12 protein-coding genes are annotated in these 12931 nt (G+C 44.4%); 6 read left to right on the forward strand and 6 right to left on the reverse strand.

Annotation, left to right across the window (positions count from 1 at the left end):
• The first annotated feature begins 1092 nt into the window (after nt 1-1092).
• Both F6K37_RS18495 and F6K37_RS18500 read left to right on the forward strand, forming a co-directional pair.
• Entirely contained in the window at nt 1093-1509 is a 417-nt protein-coding gene (locus tag F6K37_RS18495; protein WP_008184895.1) for a helix-turn-helix domain-containing protein, read from the forward strand.
• 335 nt (nt 1510-1844) lie between these two features.
• On the forward strand, nt 1845-3317 hold the full coding sequence (locus F6K37_RS18500) for an aminotransferase class I/II-fold pyridoxal phosphate-dependent enzyme (RefSeq protein ID WP_287251516.1): 1473 nt from the start codon (nt 1845-1847) through the stop codon (nt 3315-3317).
• Here the strand turns inward: F6K37_RS18500 and F6K37_RS18505 are convergent.
• Nucleotides 3314-3451 carry a hypothetical protein gene (locus F6K37_RS18505; RefSeq protein WP_287251517.1) on the reverse strand — a complete coding sequence of 46 codons (138 nt, stop codon included), beginning with the start codon at nt 3449-3451 and terminating at the stop codon, nt 3314-3316. The genes F6K37_RS18500 and F6K37_RS18505 overlap by 4 nt on opposite strands.
• A 287-nt stretch (nt 3452-3738) precedes the next feature.
• Between F6K37_RS18505 and cbiT the strand changes: the two genes are divergently transcribed.
• The 3 genes from cbiT to F6K37_RS18520 all read left to right on the forward strand — a co-directional run bounded on the left by cbiT (nt 3739) and on the right by F6K37_RS18520 (nt 5712).
• Nucleotides 3739-4341, forward strand: a complete 603-nt coding sequence (cbiT, locus tag F6K37_RS18510) for a precorrin-6Y C5,15-methyltransferase subunit CbiT (protein WP_008184891.1) — start codon at nt 3739-3741, stop codon at nt 4339-4341.
• A 91-nt stretch (nt 4342-4432) separates the two neighbouring features.
• Entirely contained in the window at nt 4433-5338 is a 906-nt protein-coding gene (locus F6K37_RS18515) for a phosphatidate cytidylyltransferase (RefSeq protein WP_008184889.1), read from the forward strand.
• 242 nt (nt 5339-5580) lie between these two features.
• Nucleotides 5581-5712 (forward strand): hypothetical protein, encoded by a 132-nt coding sequence (locus F6K37_RS18520; RefSeq protein WP_267872041.1) that lies wholly within the window; start codon nt 5581-5583, stop codon nt 5710-5712.
• Between the two features lie 79 nt (nt 5713-5791).
• On the opposite strand, the gene F6K37_RS18525 is transcribed toward F6K37_RS18520, so the two are convergent.
• From F6K37_RS18525 to F6K37_RS18540, 4 genes are all read right to left on the reverse strand, one after another.
• Nucleotides 5792-6454 (reverse strand): hypothetical protein, encoded by a 663-nt coding sequence (locus tag F6K37_RS18525; RefSeq protein WP_008184887.1) that lies wholly within the window; start codon nt 6452-6454, stop codon nt 5792-5794.
• A gap of 304 nt (nt 6455-6758) precedes the next feature.
• Nucleotides 6759-8393 carry a CHAT domain-containing protein gene (locus tag F6K37_RS18530; protein WP_008184885.1) on the reverse strand — a complete coding sequence of 545 codons (1635 nt, stop codon included), beginning with the start codon at nt 8391-8393 and terminating at the stop codon, nt 6759-6761.
• A 207-nt stretch (nt 8394-8600) separates the two neighbouring features.
• Nucleotides 8601-11072 carry a PP2C family protein-serine/threonine phosphatase gene (locus tag F6K37_RS18535; protein ID WP_048815254.1) on the reverse strand — a complete coding sequence of 824 codons (2472 nt, stop codon included), beginning with the start codon at nt 11070-11072 and terminating at the stop codon, nt 8601-8603.
• A gap of 255 nt (nt 11073-11327) precedes the next feature.
• Nucleotides 11328-11573, reverse strand: a complete 246-nt coding sequence (locus F6K37_RS18540; protein WP_008184881.1) for a DUF6737 family protein — start codon at nt 11571-11573, stop codon at nt 11328-11330.
• A 62-nt stretch (nt 11574-11635) separates the two neighbouring features.
• Between F6K37_RS18540 and F6K37_RS18545 the strand changes: the two genes are divergently transcribed.
• Entirely contained in the window at nt 11636-11788 is a 153-nt protein-coding gene (locus F6K37_RS18545; protein ID WP_154659805.1) for a hypothetical protein, read from the forward strand.
• Nucleotides 11789-12446: 658 nt separating this feature from the next.
• On the opposite strand, the gene F6K37_RS18550 is transcribed toward F6K37_RS18545, so the two are convergent.
• Nucleotides 12447-12785, reverse strand: coding sequence for an NAD(P)H-quinone oxidoreductase subunit M (locus tag F6K37_RS18550; protein ID WP_071102827.1), 339 nt, complete (start codon nt 12783-12785; stop codon nt 12447-12449).
• Nucleotides 12786-12931: the final 146 nt, after the last annotated feature.

Genomic DNA, 12931 nt, shown 5'->3' on the forward strand with positions numbered 1-12931 from the left:
TCTGGAACACTGGCACCGATGGGCTTGACATCAAGCATTTCTCTTTCTCCTTTTAGGTCCCAACTCTTACCATATCGTCAATGCTTTTACTCATTTTTTTGTTAAGCAATATTTCGCCAGCAGCATCGGGGCGGGCTCGCCCTGATGTTCAACACCGAGCGCCAGTATTGGGATAGCCCGCACCGTAACGCACCACCAAGTAGAATTTAGAATTTAGAATCGGGGGAAGAGTAAGCAGCAAGCTTGTCGGGTGGGCAAAAATAGTTTGGTTCCAATGAGTATTAATGATGAGATTACTTTGCCCACCCTACTTTAATTGGTATTTGTCTTACTTGTCGGGTGGGCAAAAATAGTTTGGTTCCAATGAGTATTAATGATGAGATTACTTTGCCCACCCTACTTTAATTGGTATTTGTCTTACTTGTCGGGTGGGCAAAAACAGTTTGGTTCCAATGAGTATTAATAATTAGATGGCTTTGCCCACCCTACTTTAATTAGTGGGCAAAAACAGTTTGGTTCCAATGAGTATTAATGATGAGATGGCTTTGCCCACCCTACTTTAATTAGTATTTTTTTTTCACTTGAGTCGAACAGACCAAGGTTTGATCACCTACGGAATCAGTCGATTGCGACAGTGCAATAGTTATTATTTCCCAAAGTTGGATTTACCAACTTGATAGGGTCATCAATCTCATTTTTGGAATAGCAGTAATCAGTATCAAGGTAAGATCATCCACTGACCGAATTGATGGTGACAGTGCAATAGTTCTTATGTCTCCAAGTTCGATTTACCAACAAGATAGTGCGAGGGTAAGCATTTTTCCTATATCAGTCATCAGTATCAAGCCTTGAACAACCACTAACTCAATCTATTGCTACAGTACAATAGTTTTTCTGTACTCAAGTTCCATTCATACCTAGCACTTTCTTCCCACCTCCCCACACTTACCCTATTTACAGCACTTACCCTATTTATTTACAGCACTCATAGTATTTTACATTGCTACAGTGCAATAGTTTTTATTAACCCTTGCATTATCAATAAAATTATGCTATTATAAAAAATATCGTAAACGCAATGGTTAAGCCTTCATGATGATTTCCACCGCACAAGCCGCCAATTTACTAGGTGTTTCCGCCAGTCGCGTCCGTTACCTTCTGGGCAAAGGCAGAGTCAAAGGAGCCTATAAAGTGGGTAGAACTTGGGTGATTCCTCTGTTTGATGGCATGCCAGTGGTCACTCCCGGCACTCGCGGACCAAAGCGGAACTGGTCAAAGCGTACAAATTACACTCCTGCGGTGATTCACGTTAACCAGAAAGTGATTCGCCAAAATCTCAAGACCGGAGAGCGCAACCCTGTGATTACCGTAAAACGAGGGTCTAAAAACACTTATGGTCATACCGTGGAAGTCAATGGACCATGTAGAGTAATGTATCGTCCTGATAATCCCTTACATTGTGGCGCAAGGGTGTGGATAGAGACTATCTCTGATTTTAAAGTGATCTGAAACGTCTAAGCTATCAGTTATCCGGACTTCCGGACATGATATAAATTAAAAATTATCGATATCCTGGTTATCGATCAGTAACCAATTGATCCAAGCCAGTATCTAGCAGTGTATGGACGCTTTAGTTGATTTTTCGTTACTAGCAATAAACGGAATTTAAAAAGCTAGTGAGTCAGTAATAGTTTAGATCATTAACTGACCAATTCCTTTATAGTCTGATCAAGGATATAGGTTTTTGCGATTCCCCTAGTATACTGGTTTTGAATCCCTGCTCCCCTCACAGAGGTTCATAATTGGCTCAATTTTCGATAAGCTAGAGCCATTGGGAAAAATTTGTGAACAATCGACCACCTTCTCAGGACAAGACACCTTTATTAGACGCTCTGCGGGCATCAGCCCAGAAGCCCCATGCTGCCTTTTATGCACCAGGACACAAACAAGGCAACGGAATACCTGAGCCATTAGCTGATTTGCTGGGAAAATCAGTATTTCGGGCTGATTTGCCAGAATTACCGGAGTTAGATAATCTTTTTGCTCCAGAAGGGGTAATCCAAGAAGCCCAAGACCTAGCAGCAGCAGCCTTTGGTGCTAACAAAACTTGGTTCTTGGTCAACGGTTCCACCTGTGGGGTGATGGCTGCTATAGTAGCCACCTGCTATACCGGGGAGAAAATCCTATTACCGCGCAATATCCACCAATCCGCGATCGCAGGATTAGTCTTGTGTGGTGCTATCCCGATCTTTATTAACCCCGAGTACGACCCATCAACTGACGTAGTTTATAGCATCACCCCAACTGCAGTTAACCAAGCCCTGACTGAGGATCCGGACACCAAAGCGGTGATGATGGTCTATCCAACCTATCAAGGAATCTGTGGTGACATAAAAGCGATCGCTAAAATAGTTCACCAACATAATATTCCCCTACTAGTGGATGAAGCCCATGGACCTCACTTTGCCTTCCATCCCGATTTACCCATCGATGCCCTATCAGCCGGAGCCGATTTAACCGTACAATCAACTCATAAAGTAATCGGTGCCATGACTCAGGCATCGATGTTGCACATTCAGGGCAATCGCATTGATGCTCAGCGGTTGAGTAAAGCATTACAGCTAGTTCAATCCACCAGCCCCAGTTACTTACTACTTGCTTCCCTAGATGCTGCACGACAACAAATGGCACTCCATGGAGAACGACTCATGAGTCGTACCTTGCAGCTAGCCCAGGATGCCAGAAGTAAAATCAGCAAAATTCCTCGATTATCAGTTTTAGAACCAATAAAACCCCCAAGATTCCAAGCCCTAGACCCAACTCGCTTAACCGTAAGAGTGACCGAATTAGGATTAAGCGGATTTGAAGCCGATGAAATTATTCATCAACAGCTTGGTGTCACAGCGGAGTTACCCACACTTCACCACTTAACCTTTATCATTAGCCTAGGCAATACCCAAAGGGATATTCAGCAACTTGTACAAGCTTTCACCAAACTTGCCCAAAATAACGGCAATTCCTCCACCGAGCAACCTGCCTTCTGTAACCTACAACCTGCAACTGGCAACCTGCAATCCTTACTCTCCCCCCGTGAAGCTTTCTTTGCTCCCACCGAAACCCTACCCGTAACCGAAACCATAAACCGGATCAGTGCGGAATTAATCTGTCCCTATCCACCAGGAATACCAGCCCTAATGCCAGGAGAACAAATCAAATCAACTACTATTGAATACCTCCAAAAAATCCTAACCTTAGGTGGTCAAATTACCGGTTGTAGCGACCCCAGCCTCCAAACCATAAAAGTTATTATTGACTAATGAGATTGCTGGCTTAATGGGAGTAGGGAGTCGGGAGTAGGGAGTAGGGAGTAGGGAGTAGGGAGTAGCGATGCAGAGAGGTATTGGGGGTTTACCCCCTTAATAAAGAGGTAATAAAATTGAATGTACCTCATAAGTATGATCAAGGCTATAATCTTCGTAAATAGTTATGGTTATTCCCTACAAAGGGATGCTAAGTTGTTATAAACTTGAGCTCCTATTTAGGATAAAAAATAAATTATCAAACTATCAAAACTAGACACAGTAATCGTTTTAGTCGATTAAACTTAAAAAATTAGCCTAACAGGTACCGAACAGCCATATTTATAATACTCTTTGTGTGTTCTCTACCTGAAGTGGTTAGTTTAATAAATCAAAATAACTACAGGAAAAAAAATACCCCGAAACCTAAATACCACAAATGTCATCCCCAATTTGGCCGTACATTACTCCTGGAATCCCAGATCACCTCTTTGAACGCCTACCCGGTATTCCCTTAAGTAAGCGAGAAGTCAGACTGCTGATCATTTCTGCCCTACGACTAGGAAGCCAAGACCGGTTGTGGGACATCGGTGCTGGAACCGGTACCATTCCTGTAGAAATTGGACTACTGTGTCCCAAAAGTGAGATTATTGCCGTAGAACGGGATGAAGAAGTAGCCAACCTGATTCGACACAATTGCGATCGCTTTAATGTCACCAACGTAGAAGTGATCGAAGGTAACGCCCCAGAATGTCTCAAAGATCTACCATTGAAACCCCACCGAGTTTGCCTTGAAGGAGGACGACCAATCAAAACTTTACTCAAAGAAGTCTGGCCCTACCTACAATCTCCAGGGAGGATAGTCGCAACCACCAACAATCTAGAAGGACTCTATTCCATATCAGAAGGCTTAGCAGAGTTACAGGCTCGCAATATCGAAGTGGTTCAGTCAGCCGTCAACCGCCTAGAGACACGGGGGAATTATCAAACATTTGCAGCAGTTAACCCCATTTTTATTCTTAGTGGAGAGAAGTTAGAGTAAGGAATAGACCCATTCAGGGAACAAAATTAACAATAATAAGATAAATAACCTGTTCTTCTGTCAGAACAGGAGTGTCAAAAAAAAACGTCATATGCCCTGGTTACGGATTTTTAGTGGAATAGTTGCGATCGCCCTGGCAATGGGGATGATCCTACTTGGGGGATGGTATTTTACCATCGGCTTCTGTGTCATTGTCTATTTAGGTCAGTTAGAACTTTTTCAACTAGTCAAAGCAAAAGGCATGGTGCCAGCAACCAAAAGCACCATGTTTGTGTCTCAGCTACTACTAATTACAGCTACCATTTCACCAACCCTGGCTGATGCGGTGTTTCCCATTGCTGGAACATTTATTTGTTTTTACTTACTCTTCCAACCCAAGATAGCAACCATTGCGGATATTGGGGCTTCCATATTGGGTTTACTCTATGGTGGTTATCTGCCCGGCTATTGGGTCCGTCTGCGAGTGGGTTTAACTGAAACCTCCTCCCTAGCTAGAGATGCTACAGTCGCTGCTACGAACCTACCCGGGAGTGAATACTGGTCTAATTTTTCGATTAATCTAAGTCACATACCTGCTGGGTTAAGTACAACTCTCCTAGCATTCAGCTGTATTTGGGCAGCAGATATCGGAGCTTACACCTTCGGCAAATTTTTTGGTCGCACTCGCCTTTCTATGATCAGTCCTAAAAAAACTGTGGAAGGCGCTATATTTGGCCTTGTCAGTAGTATTGCTGTAGGAATCGCAGGAGCTTGGTATCTGAATTGGCCGTGCTGGCAGTTGAGTGGCACGATGTTCGGAGTAATGATTGGTGTAGCTAGCCTCTTAGGAGACTTAACTGAGTCCTTAATGAAACGGGATGCTGGTGTAAAGGATTCCGGGCAATTAATTCCTGGTCATGGTGGCATTTTAGACCGAACAGACAGCTATGTGTTCACTGCCCCTTTGGTGTATTATTTTGTCACGCTATTACTACCACTGTTACCCAGCTCCCTGTAGTATTGTGTCAATGTCAGATTTTTTTTTAGTTTATTGATTGCAATAAGCAATATATTGATGTAATTAAAACGTTGCACTACCTTTGAGTAGATTAAAAATTTATAGCGGTTTCCAGCTCAGTAGAATACACGTTAGTCTCTGGTAAATTCCGAGTGCAATCACCGGCTGTATTCCATCGGAATAAAAACCTGAAAACCGCTATAAAAGTGCATTCTGGATTAGGTAGATGGTAGAAACCACACATGAGCAGATGGGAGGTAATGGTGCTACATATCAATGCAACTTGGGATAACTATCATGTCCGGATTATAATTAATGTAGGCAAAGACAGAACCAGAAAACGGTTTTTCGGTTCAAACCCAGCTTGGTGGTAATGACTAATCACTAATTACGCTAATAACTAATTACGATACTAATTAATTACGATGATTAGTGAGATGATTAGTGAGATGATTAGTTACTAGTGTGATTGTTTAGTTCGATCAGAGCCGAATGGGCTACTTCTAGGCTTAGGCGGACTTGTTGGATAGAAGACAAAGAGTGCCACTGTTCAGATTTAACTGAAGGGCTGACATTCATGGAGTCTGAGCTACTGCGCATGGCGTAAGCCCACGGACGAGCTAAAACCAATAGATCGTCTTCTGTCCAGTTTTGTAACAATGGCTTGACACAAAGCACAAGTTGCTCTGCTAAGGACAAGTTCTTGTCAACAACCTCTTGGGCTCTAGAAGCGATCGCTTCTAGCCATTCGGTAGGCATGCAAGAAGCACATCCGTTAGCTAAAGCTGCCTTCAACGAGTCAATGGTGGATTCGATGGTGGATTCGATGGTGGATTCGATGGTGGATTCGAGCGGTAATTCCCAACACTGATTTAGTCGCTCAAAAAAGGCAACAGAAGCCTGAGCAATTTCCTGATGATCTTGGATTTCGTCGAGGGAAAAACCTCCTTCTAGCTCAGCAAAATAAGCTTCTGCTTCTGGATGAGTTGGATCCCAAGGATAAAACTCCTCTTCTGGCTGTAATAGTAATTCTAGTAGTTCTTCTTGGATTTGAACCGAAGTATCCTCAAAATCTGATTGTTGATGTTCTTGATATTGAATAGCTTGGCTGTTCATAATGCCCCTCCTGTTTGGGTTAGTAGATGAAACCTGACATAAAATAGCTACATCAATTTTTGAGGAAGTTCCGCAACAGCTGAAAAAATAATCTGAACTTCTCAGCGCGTGTTTAATTGCCATGGCAACAGCACTTTCCAACTAAACTTATGTGTGATATTAGTTAGCTATTTAGAGAAGACTTTAGGTAGACAGCCACTAGTTGCCATTTGACTCTAACCAGTATCCTTGTGAAACTTCCATTGGTAACAGCATAGTTAACAGCATAAGCTGCACTTTATCCTCGGCAGGAGGATAGTCCGACTCAAGATTCTGGGGAGTCAATAATAAACTCAAAGATCTGACCACGAGGACCACCAAACTTAAGCTGAATACCAGACCTTAGCTTAACTTCCTGATGATGAACAGTTTTCCAACCATTATCGATTAATATTCTCGTCCCATTACGAGAAAAATCCCTCAAGAAGTAAGTTGGATCCGAGCCTTGGTCAGTGAAAGCATCACGGCAGATAATTTCAGCATGTTGCTTACTAACACAAACTTCGGGAATCACCAAATCGTTGTGAGATTGTAGGCGTCCCACTCGCATCAATCCACCTCGAATCGGCCAGACATGATCGGTTTTTCCAATTGAACGCAAAGATGCCGTTGGGGGCGGACTTTCAACCCAGCTTGAGGTGATGGTGGGCAGTTCTGTAATTCCTTCTCCCACCGGTTGGATTAACTCCCCTTCAAACTGAGGATGCATATAAAGGATAGGCAAGGTCCAGGCTGGTTGGTTAAACTTGTAAAGGGTCAACAGGTGCTGTCTCGCTACAGCTACAGCATGGTCTATGGGCATCCGCTCCGCCAAGGCTTGGGCGAATGCTTTAATAAAACTCACGGCTTCTTGGTCAGCAATGGAGTCCCGCATCCCCAAAACTGCTGGAACACCGTGGTGAATGAGCACCTCAGCTAAACTACTACGGGGAATGGTTTGGGAATTCACTTGGTCAGGTTTGGCACTCCAACAGGCATTGAATACAGCTAAGGCAACCTGGGTGCGGACCAGAACCTGAGCCAATTCCGTACCACTAATTTTCGCATCCGAGCGTAAAAATAGCAAACCTCCGTCTGGTGCGCTTTCACCATGACCAGCATAGAATAGGATGTTATAGGCACCGGTTTCCAGTGCTTTAATCAGTTCAGCTGGTGTCGGTTGTATGAGTTTTGAGACGTTGCAGGTAACTGGTGGAACCGATTGGTTCCTAGAAGTTTGAGCGGCTCTACCAGCTTGAAGGGCATTTACCAAGGTAGCCGCTTCTTTTTCGAGATCCAAATTGGTAGTCGAACCATTTAATTTTTGAACCTTCTCTCCTAGAACTAACAAAATATTGAGAGCCTGGTGGGAGCGCAGGGGTTCGAGGGCGTCTACATCACTAGTTGTGCGGCTAAACAGGATTTGCTGAGAAAGGGAAATTGCCTGTTTACCCGCCATGGGTTGCATAATTTCCCAGGGGAGGGGAATGAAATCTGGAGCGCGGACTTCCAAGCGCAGGCGAAGGGGTTTATTTTGTCCCAAGGCAATGCCTTGACTTCGTTCGAGGGCATTGCGAATTGAGCCTTGAAACAGCCACTGCCAGAGGTCAATGCCCAAACCTTGCATCAAACGACCACTGTAGCTAATCTCCGGACCTTTAGCACCGTTTTGATTCTCTGAGGGCAAAGTGGTGGGATACTGGTTGTGATGACCACTAATCGGCACATGGTTTGAAAATGGGGAAAACATTTCCTGCCAAGCCAGCCAGGACTGAGTCATGTATTCAGACCAAGTAGAATCATGATGAACCATTCCCCCTGGGTAAGGAGCTTTCAGCACCCAGATAGCCAAGTTTTCTCTGCCAGCGGCAGATAGACGAGCGATCGCTAAACTGAGGCAAGGATTTTCGATACCAGACATTAAAGGTTCATCATTATAGGGAATATACCGATGTTTTGATCACTCTATCGAGTCTTGGGTGGTATTGGCGCTATCAATAATGAGGCATTGGTCATTAGTAGGACATCATTAGTTTCCAGTTCTTAGTTGAGGAGTTGAGTGGTTAGTCAGAAAGCTTTGGTGAGCATTAACTTAAAAGCGATAAGCTAATCACTACTTTCTGGAGACTTAGGGAGATTGAGTAGGTCTAGGGGAACTAGACGGAGGCGTCTTTTTCTGACATTGACTCGTTTGGGAAGAGGTTGGTGTAAAATTACGATCCATCATAGGTAAAATATCCTTTTCTCTTATCCACCCTTCCTGTCCCTGTGACACCAAGGTAGCAGAGGGTTTAGTCTGCTTAGAGTTTAACGGTACTGAGGATGAGCCAACTTTGGGAGGGCTAGCCATTTGATCCGATGGAATATCCGATGGAATATCAGTTTTGTTGGTTCCAGGTGAGCAAACTCTTAATCTAATCCACCAAGTCTCTTCCTGAGGATACCTTTTTCTGGCAATCACCTGCAAAACACTACCAGCAGTAAATCTCCCAAGGATTGATTGCTTTTCAGGTTTAACCAAAAGTTGTACAGGACCCACTGTTCTAATAATATCTTGGTTTTTAATTAAGGCAGCTGGCTTAGGGTCGGTCCCGGAGTCAGGGGTTTGTTCTGGAGGAGCTTTAGTTACTGGAATCTGTGTAGGGGTTTTAGAACGGGTTATTTGTTGCCCCTTACCGAGACTAAAAACCCCACTCAGGAAGCGATTTATCTGTCCACTCGCCTTTGGACTCAACACTGGACTCAACAGATAAACGACTACCCCCCCTAACACCAACAGCACGAATATGCCCAACAAAAGTCTCCCAGTCTTCTCAGGAAAGGTTGAAGCTGAATAATTAGGATTTTGGTCACCAGAGGCGTCCCCCTCTTCCATGAGGTTAAGTGTGAGCAACGCTGTTTTTTGTTCATCAGTAGAAGCGGGTTGCTGATCACTCTTAACGTTTAACATTAGAGTCTTGTTGGTCTCGAGAGTGGGAAGGGATTCTATCCGTGGCGGTGATAGTTGGATTGGCAAGGAAGGCTGGCTTGGTGTGACTTGACAGTAAATCAACGCCACCGTGACATTGTCGTGCCCGTTTTTGGTATTAGCAAGCTCAATGATTCGTTCTGCTGCTTTCTTCAAATCAATTTGACCGTCGAGAATAGGCAGTATTTCAGTTTCCCAGTACTGCTCGACTCGGTCATTGTCACTAAGACCATCAGAACACAGCAGAAACAAACAATCTTCATCCAACACCAAGCGCTGTACAGTCGGGTGCAGTGTGGTTGATGAACCCATCCCTAAAGCTTGCACTAGCGCACCAGATGTTGGTTGTTGTAGAGCATGTCGGTAAAGGGTATATCCAAGCCGCACTTCTCGAGACGCTAAATCATCATCTAGAGTAACTTGGTGACAACCATGGCGACTCACCCAATAGATTCTGCTATCCCCGACATGGGTAATGTATATTTCATGGGCATGGGTTCTAGCCATGACCAAGGTTGTTCCCATACGCTGCCGATCAAATCGGTTCTCATGATCATTGCGTTGGCTAATGGAGTCATTGGCAGCACAGACAGCTTTTTCCAATTCCAGGGTTAGAGTGGTTGGGTGCCACACCTTCAGTTTAGCTGGCAGTTGTTTGAGCTGTTGTCGGAGAGTGTCAATCGCCAGTTGGGAGGCAATTTCACCACCTGCTTGTCCACCAATGCCATCGCAAACCATTGCCAAAGCTTCCTTACCTCTTGAAGAGCTAATTAGCTTACCACTAGGAGGGTAGCAAGCGTCTTCATTGTGGCTACGACCGGGACCGGTATCGGTACGAGTGAGAGTCTTATAGGTTCTCGATTGCCATGACCGGCATTCAAACAACCCTTTCGCCAGTAATGCTAACAGCTGCTCTGATGTCTGTATCTGTCCTTTTGTAAGCTGGGAACAGAGTTGTTGGCAAAACTCACTAATAACAGGGGAAGCCCCCTCAAGCAGTTGTGACCACAGCTGACCCAGCTGTTTTAAGGTTGGTGCTGGCGTTTGATCAGGCTGCAATTCCAACAACCTTAGCAAGGCTCCTTCCACCCGCACCAGGTCGGATTTCAGTAAGCTAGACGCTACCCCTTCTCGGCTCAAAGGTTGCCACAGTGAAGCCCATTGCTGCAGCCAGTTGAGTTGGCGTACTGGTGAGGCATCTTTCCAGACGCTAGTGAGTTCTGGTGACAGTTGTCCTTGAGTATTAATGTTCCCTGTTGCCTGAATTGGTACTCCTTCGAGTAACCAAATCTCTTTGTTATGCCTTGGCTGAGGTGTTAGCAGACCATACACTTGAGGCAGGTGTAATCCATAGGAAACCAGTCTCAAGTATGGGGTTATGGTTTGAGGAATCTCTAGTGGGGTCTCTGGCGGTACCGCTGGTTGAGTATCTAAAAGAACACGAGAATGAATCAGGAGGTAGCGCTTAGCAATAACTTCTCCCGGTTGAGCGGCTTTTATGCCTGACCCAATAGCCCACAAGTATCGTCTGAGCAGCGGCGTACGACATTTTTGGCAGAACTTGTTGGTCTGGGGATTGGGAGCCTGACATTGATGGTTTGGGCAGTGGAGCGTTGCCGCCGGATTGTCCATGAAACTCTTTGCTGCTAAAGATAGCCTGATGGAACCGGGTTAACATTAGCACAGCTTTCTTTGAAGGAGTTATGTGCCAACAAAGGAAGTGCCAAAATCAGCCCATTGATTACAGATTGTAGCGCTTGACTTAAGGGCTGGTTAATGATTTACGTCAATAGTGAATGAATTCCCCTGAAACATTCTAGGCAGCAATGATTACCCTATGGTCTATGGGGAAGGTAACCATTAAGTTTTATGTATTAATTTTATGTATTAATCATTGCGCAATATTGACCGGTTCCCCTCACTCATAGCACTAATCTTGATTAGCTCAGGCCAGATCAGCAAAAAGTACGTCCACCAAAGCAGAATTGGCATAGCAACGAGTAGTGTTATCCAGAGGGTTTTGAAAACTACCCAGATACTCAAGATGATGCCCCCTCCGGTCAATAGGATTGACCAGGGTTGGCACCACCAAGGCTTATAACTCCAAGGATTAAATTTTTTTTCTGTAGACAAGATTAGTCTTTTAAGCTACCACGACTTACTTCTTTGCACTAAGCAAGGGATTGATTAAAAGCATGAGAACGTCAATTGACACTCCCCGCCCTGGAAGGACGGGGATTCTTGCTTGGCCTTTGGCCACGCTACGCGAACAACGAGGTGACTTGTTTAACCAGGCCGGAGCCAGGAAAAATAGAGGTCTCCTCGACCCAAGCGTATTTAGTCTATGACCTAGGTTTCGGTGTGCCGGAGACGAAACCTGATCAGAGGGTCGCCTTAATAAAAAAGTTTTAACCAAAGGTGCGCTTTCCGTCGGCGAATTAAATTCGCCACGGGTCGCACCTCTTTTATGCATAGCCTGTAACCCTTAAAGGCGACCCTCTGATTACGGTAACTTCTAACCCCACCGTACCTAAATTATTTAATAAATTTAGACAAACAATGTTTTTTAATCTTGATTTTCATAGACTTCCAAATCGCTAGATTTGATTATGCAACATGATTATCTCAAAACAGGTTTTTTACATTGTCTACTTATTTTAAGATTATGTTTATCTAAAGTACTAATCGTTTTTTTTATTATGTTTTTATTTATCTTAACGTGCTAGACGAAAACTGTCAAGGCATATCTAAAAAAAGCCGTCCGTTGAAGTTACCGTAAGATAGTGGAGCCTTTATAGTCGGCAGGTTATGCGTAAAAGGTAACGGTCTTTTGTAATAAGGCTCCACTATCTAAGGTTTCGTCTCCTATAAGGACGGGGCTTTAAACCCAATTTTTTTGGTAAACCAGCTACAGTTTGGCCGGGGATGAAGGCAGACAGGCGCTTGAGTTATTCGCTCCCGTCGTGACTTGGTTTGAAAGTAGCTTGTCAGCCTATCTCCTACTGCCTAATTCTCAGGTTCTACTTGGGGCAATCCCATACTGTAATTAATCACTCGGCTTTCCGTATTGTAGCTAATTTGTCCATTTTGCAAAAGCGATCGCACAAGGTGTTCTAGGTCAGAACCGATACGACGGAGGTTGTATTCGGTTAAATCAAATCCGCTGTAGGATTCAACCAACTCATCGAACTTCCGGTAAACCTGCTGTAGAGCGTCTTCATTCCAATTGAATTCGTTATCGGGGTCAATGTCTAAGGTGAGAACGTTATCACTCCCGACTAGTTCGTTGTTTTTTACCTCTGCTGTATAGATTCGGACATGACGAGTGGTTGACTTTAACAGCATCTATAAACCTCCTGCTCACAGCCTTTATTTTTTCATCTTTTCAGGCAGTAGTCAATGCTCACCATGTCAATTCCCTGCAAACCAATCAAAGATTTGCGGTGCGACCTGAAGGCGCGACCCAAGGCCGGGTTCCCCGGCCTTGGGTC

The organism is Moorena sp. SIO4E2, from assembly GCF_010671945.1.
Taxonomy (GTDB): Bacteria; Cyanobacteriota; Cyanobacteriia; order Cyanobacteriales; family Coleofasciculaceae; genus Moorena; species Moorena producens.

Excerpts from the sequence above, each read along its gene's own strand:
- F6K37_RS18495 (WP_008184895.1), top strand. The coding sequence starts at position 1,093 with ATGATGATTTCCACCGCACAAGCCGCCAATTTACTAGGTGTTTCCGCC.
- F6K37_RS18505 (WP_287251517.1), bottom strand. The coding sequence starts at position 3,451 with ATGAGGTACATTCAATTTTATTACCTCTTTATTAAGGGGGTAAACCCC.
- cbiT (WP_008184891.1), top strand. The coding sequence starts at position 3,739 with ATGTCATCCCCAATTTGGCCGTACATTACTCCTGGAATCCCAGATCAC.
- F6K37_RS18515 (WP_008184889.1), top strand. The coding sequence starts at position 4,433 with ATGCCCTGGTTACGGATTTTTAGTGGAATAGTTGCGATCGCCCTGGCA.
- F6K37_RS18520 (WP_267872041.1), top strand. The coding sequence starts at position 5,581 with ATGAGCAGATGGGAGGTAATGGTGCTACATATCAATGCAACTTGGGAT.
- F6K37_RS18525 (WP_008184887.1), bottom strand. The coding sequence starts at position 6,454 with ATGAACAGCCAAGCTATTCAATATCAAGAACATCAACAATCAGATTTT.
- F6K37_RS18530 (WP_008184885.1), bottom strand. The coding sequence starts at position 8,393 with ATGTCTGGTATCGAAAATCCTTGCCTCAGTTTAGCGATCGCTCGTCTA.
- F6K37_RS18535 (WP_048815254.1), bottom strand. The coding sequence starts at position 11,072 with ATGGACAATCCGGCGGCAACGCTCCACTGCCCAAACCATCAATGTCAG.
- F6K37_RS18545 (WP_154659805.1), top strand. The coding sequence starts at position 11,636 with ATGAGAACGTCAATTGACACTCCCCGCCCTGGAAGGACGGGGATTCTT.
- F6K37_RS18550 (WP_071102827.1), bottom strand. The coding sequence starts at position 12,785 with ATGCTGTTAAAGTCAACCACTCGTCATGTCCGAATCTATACAGCAGAG.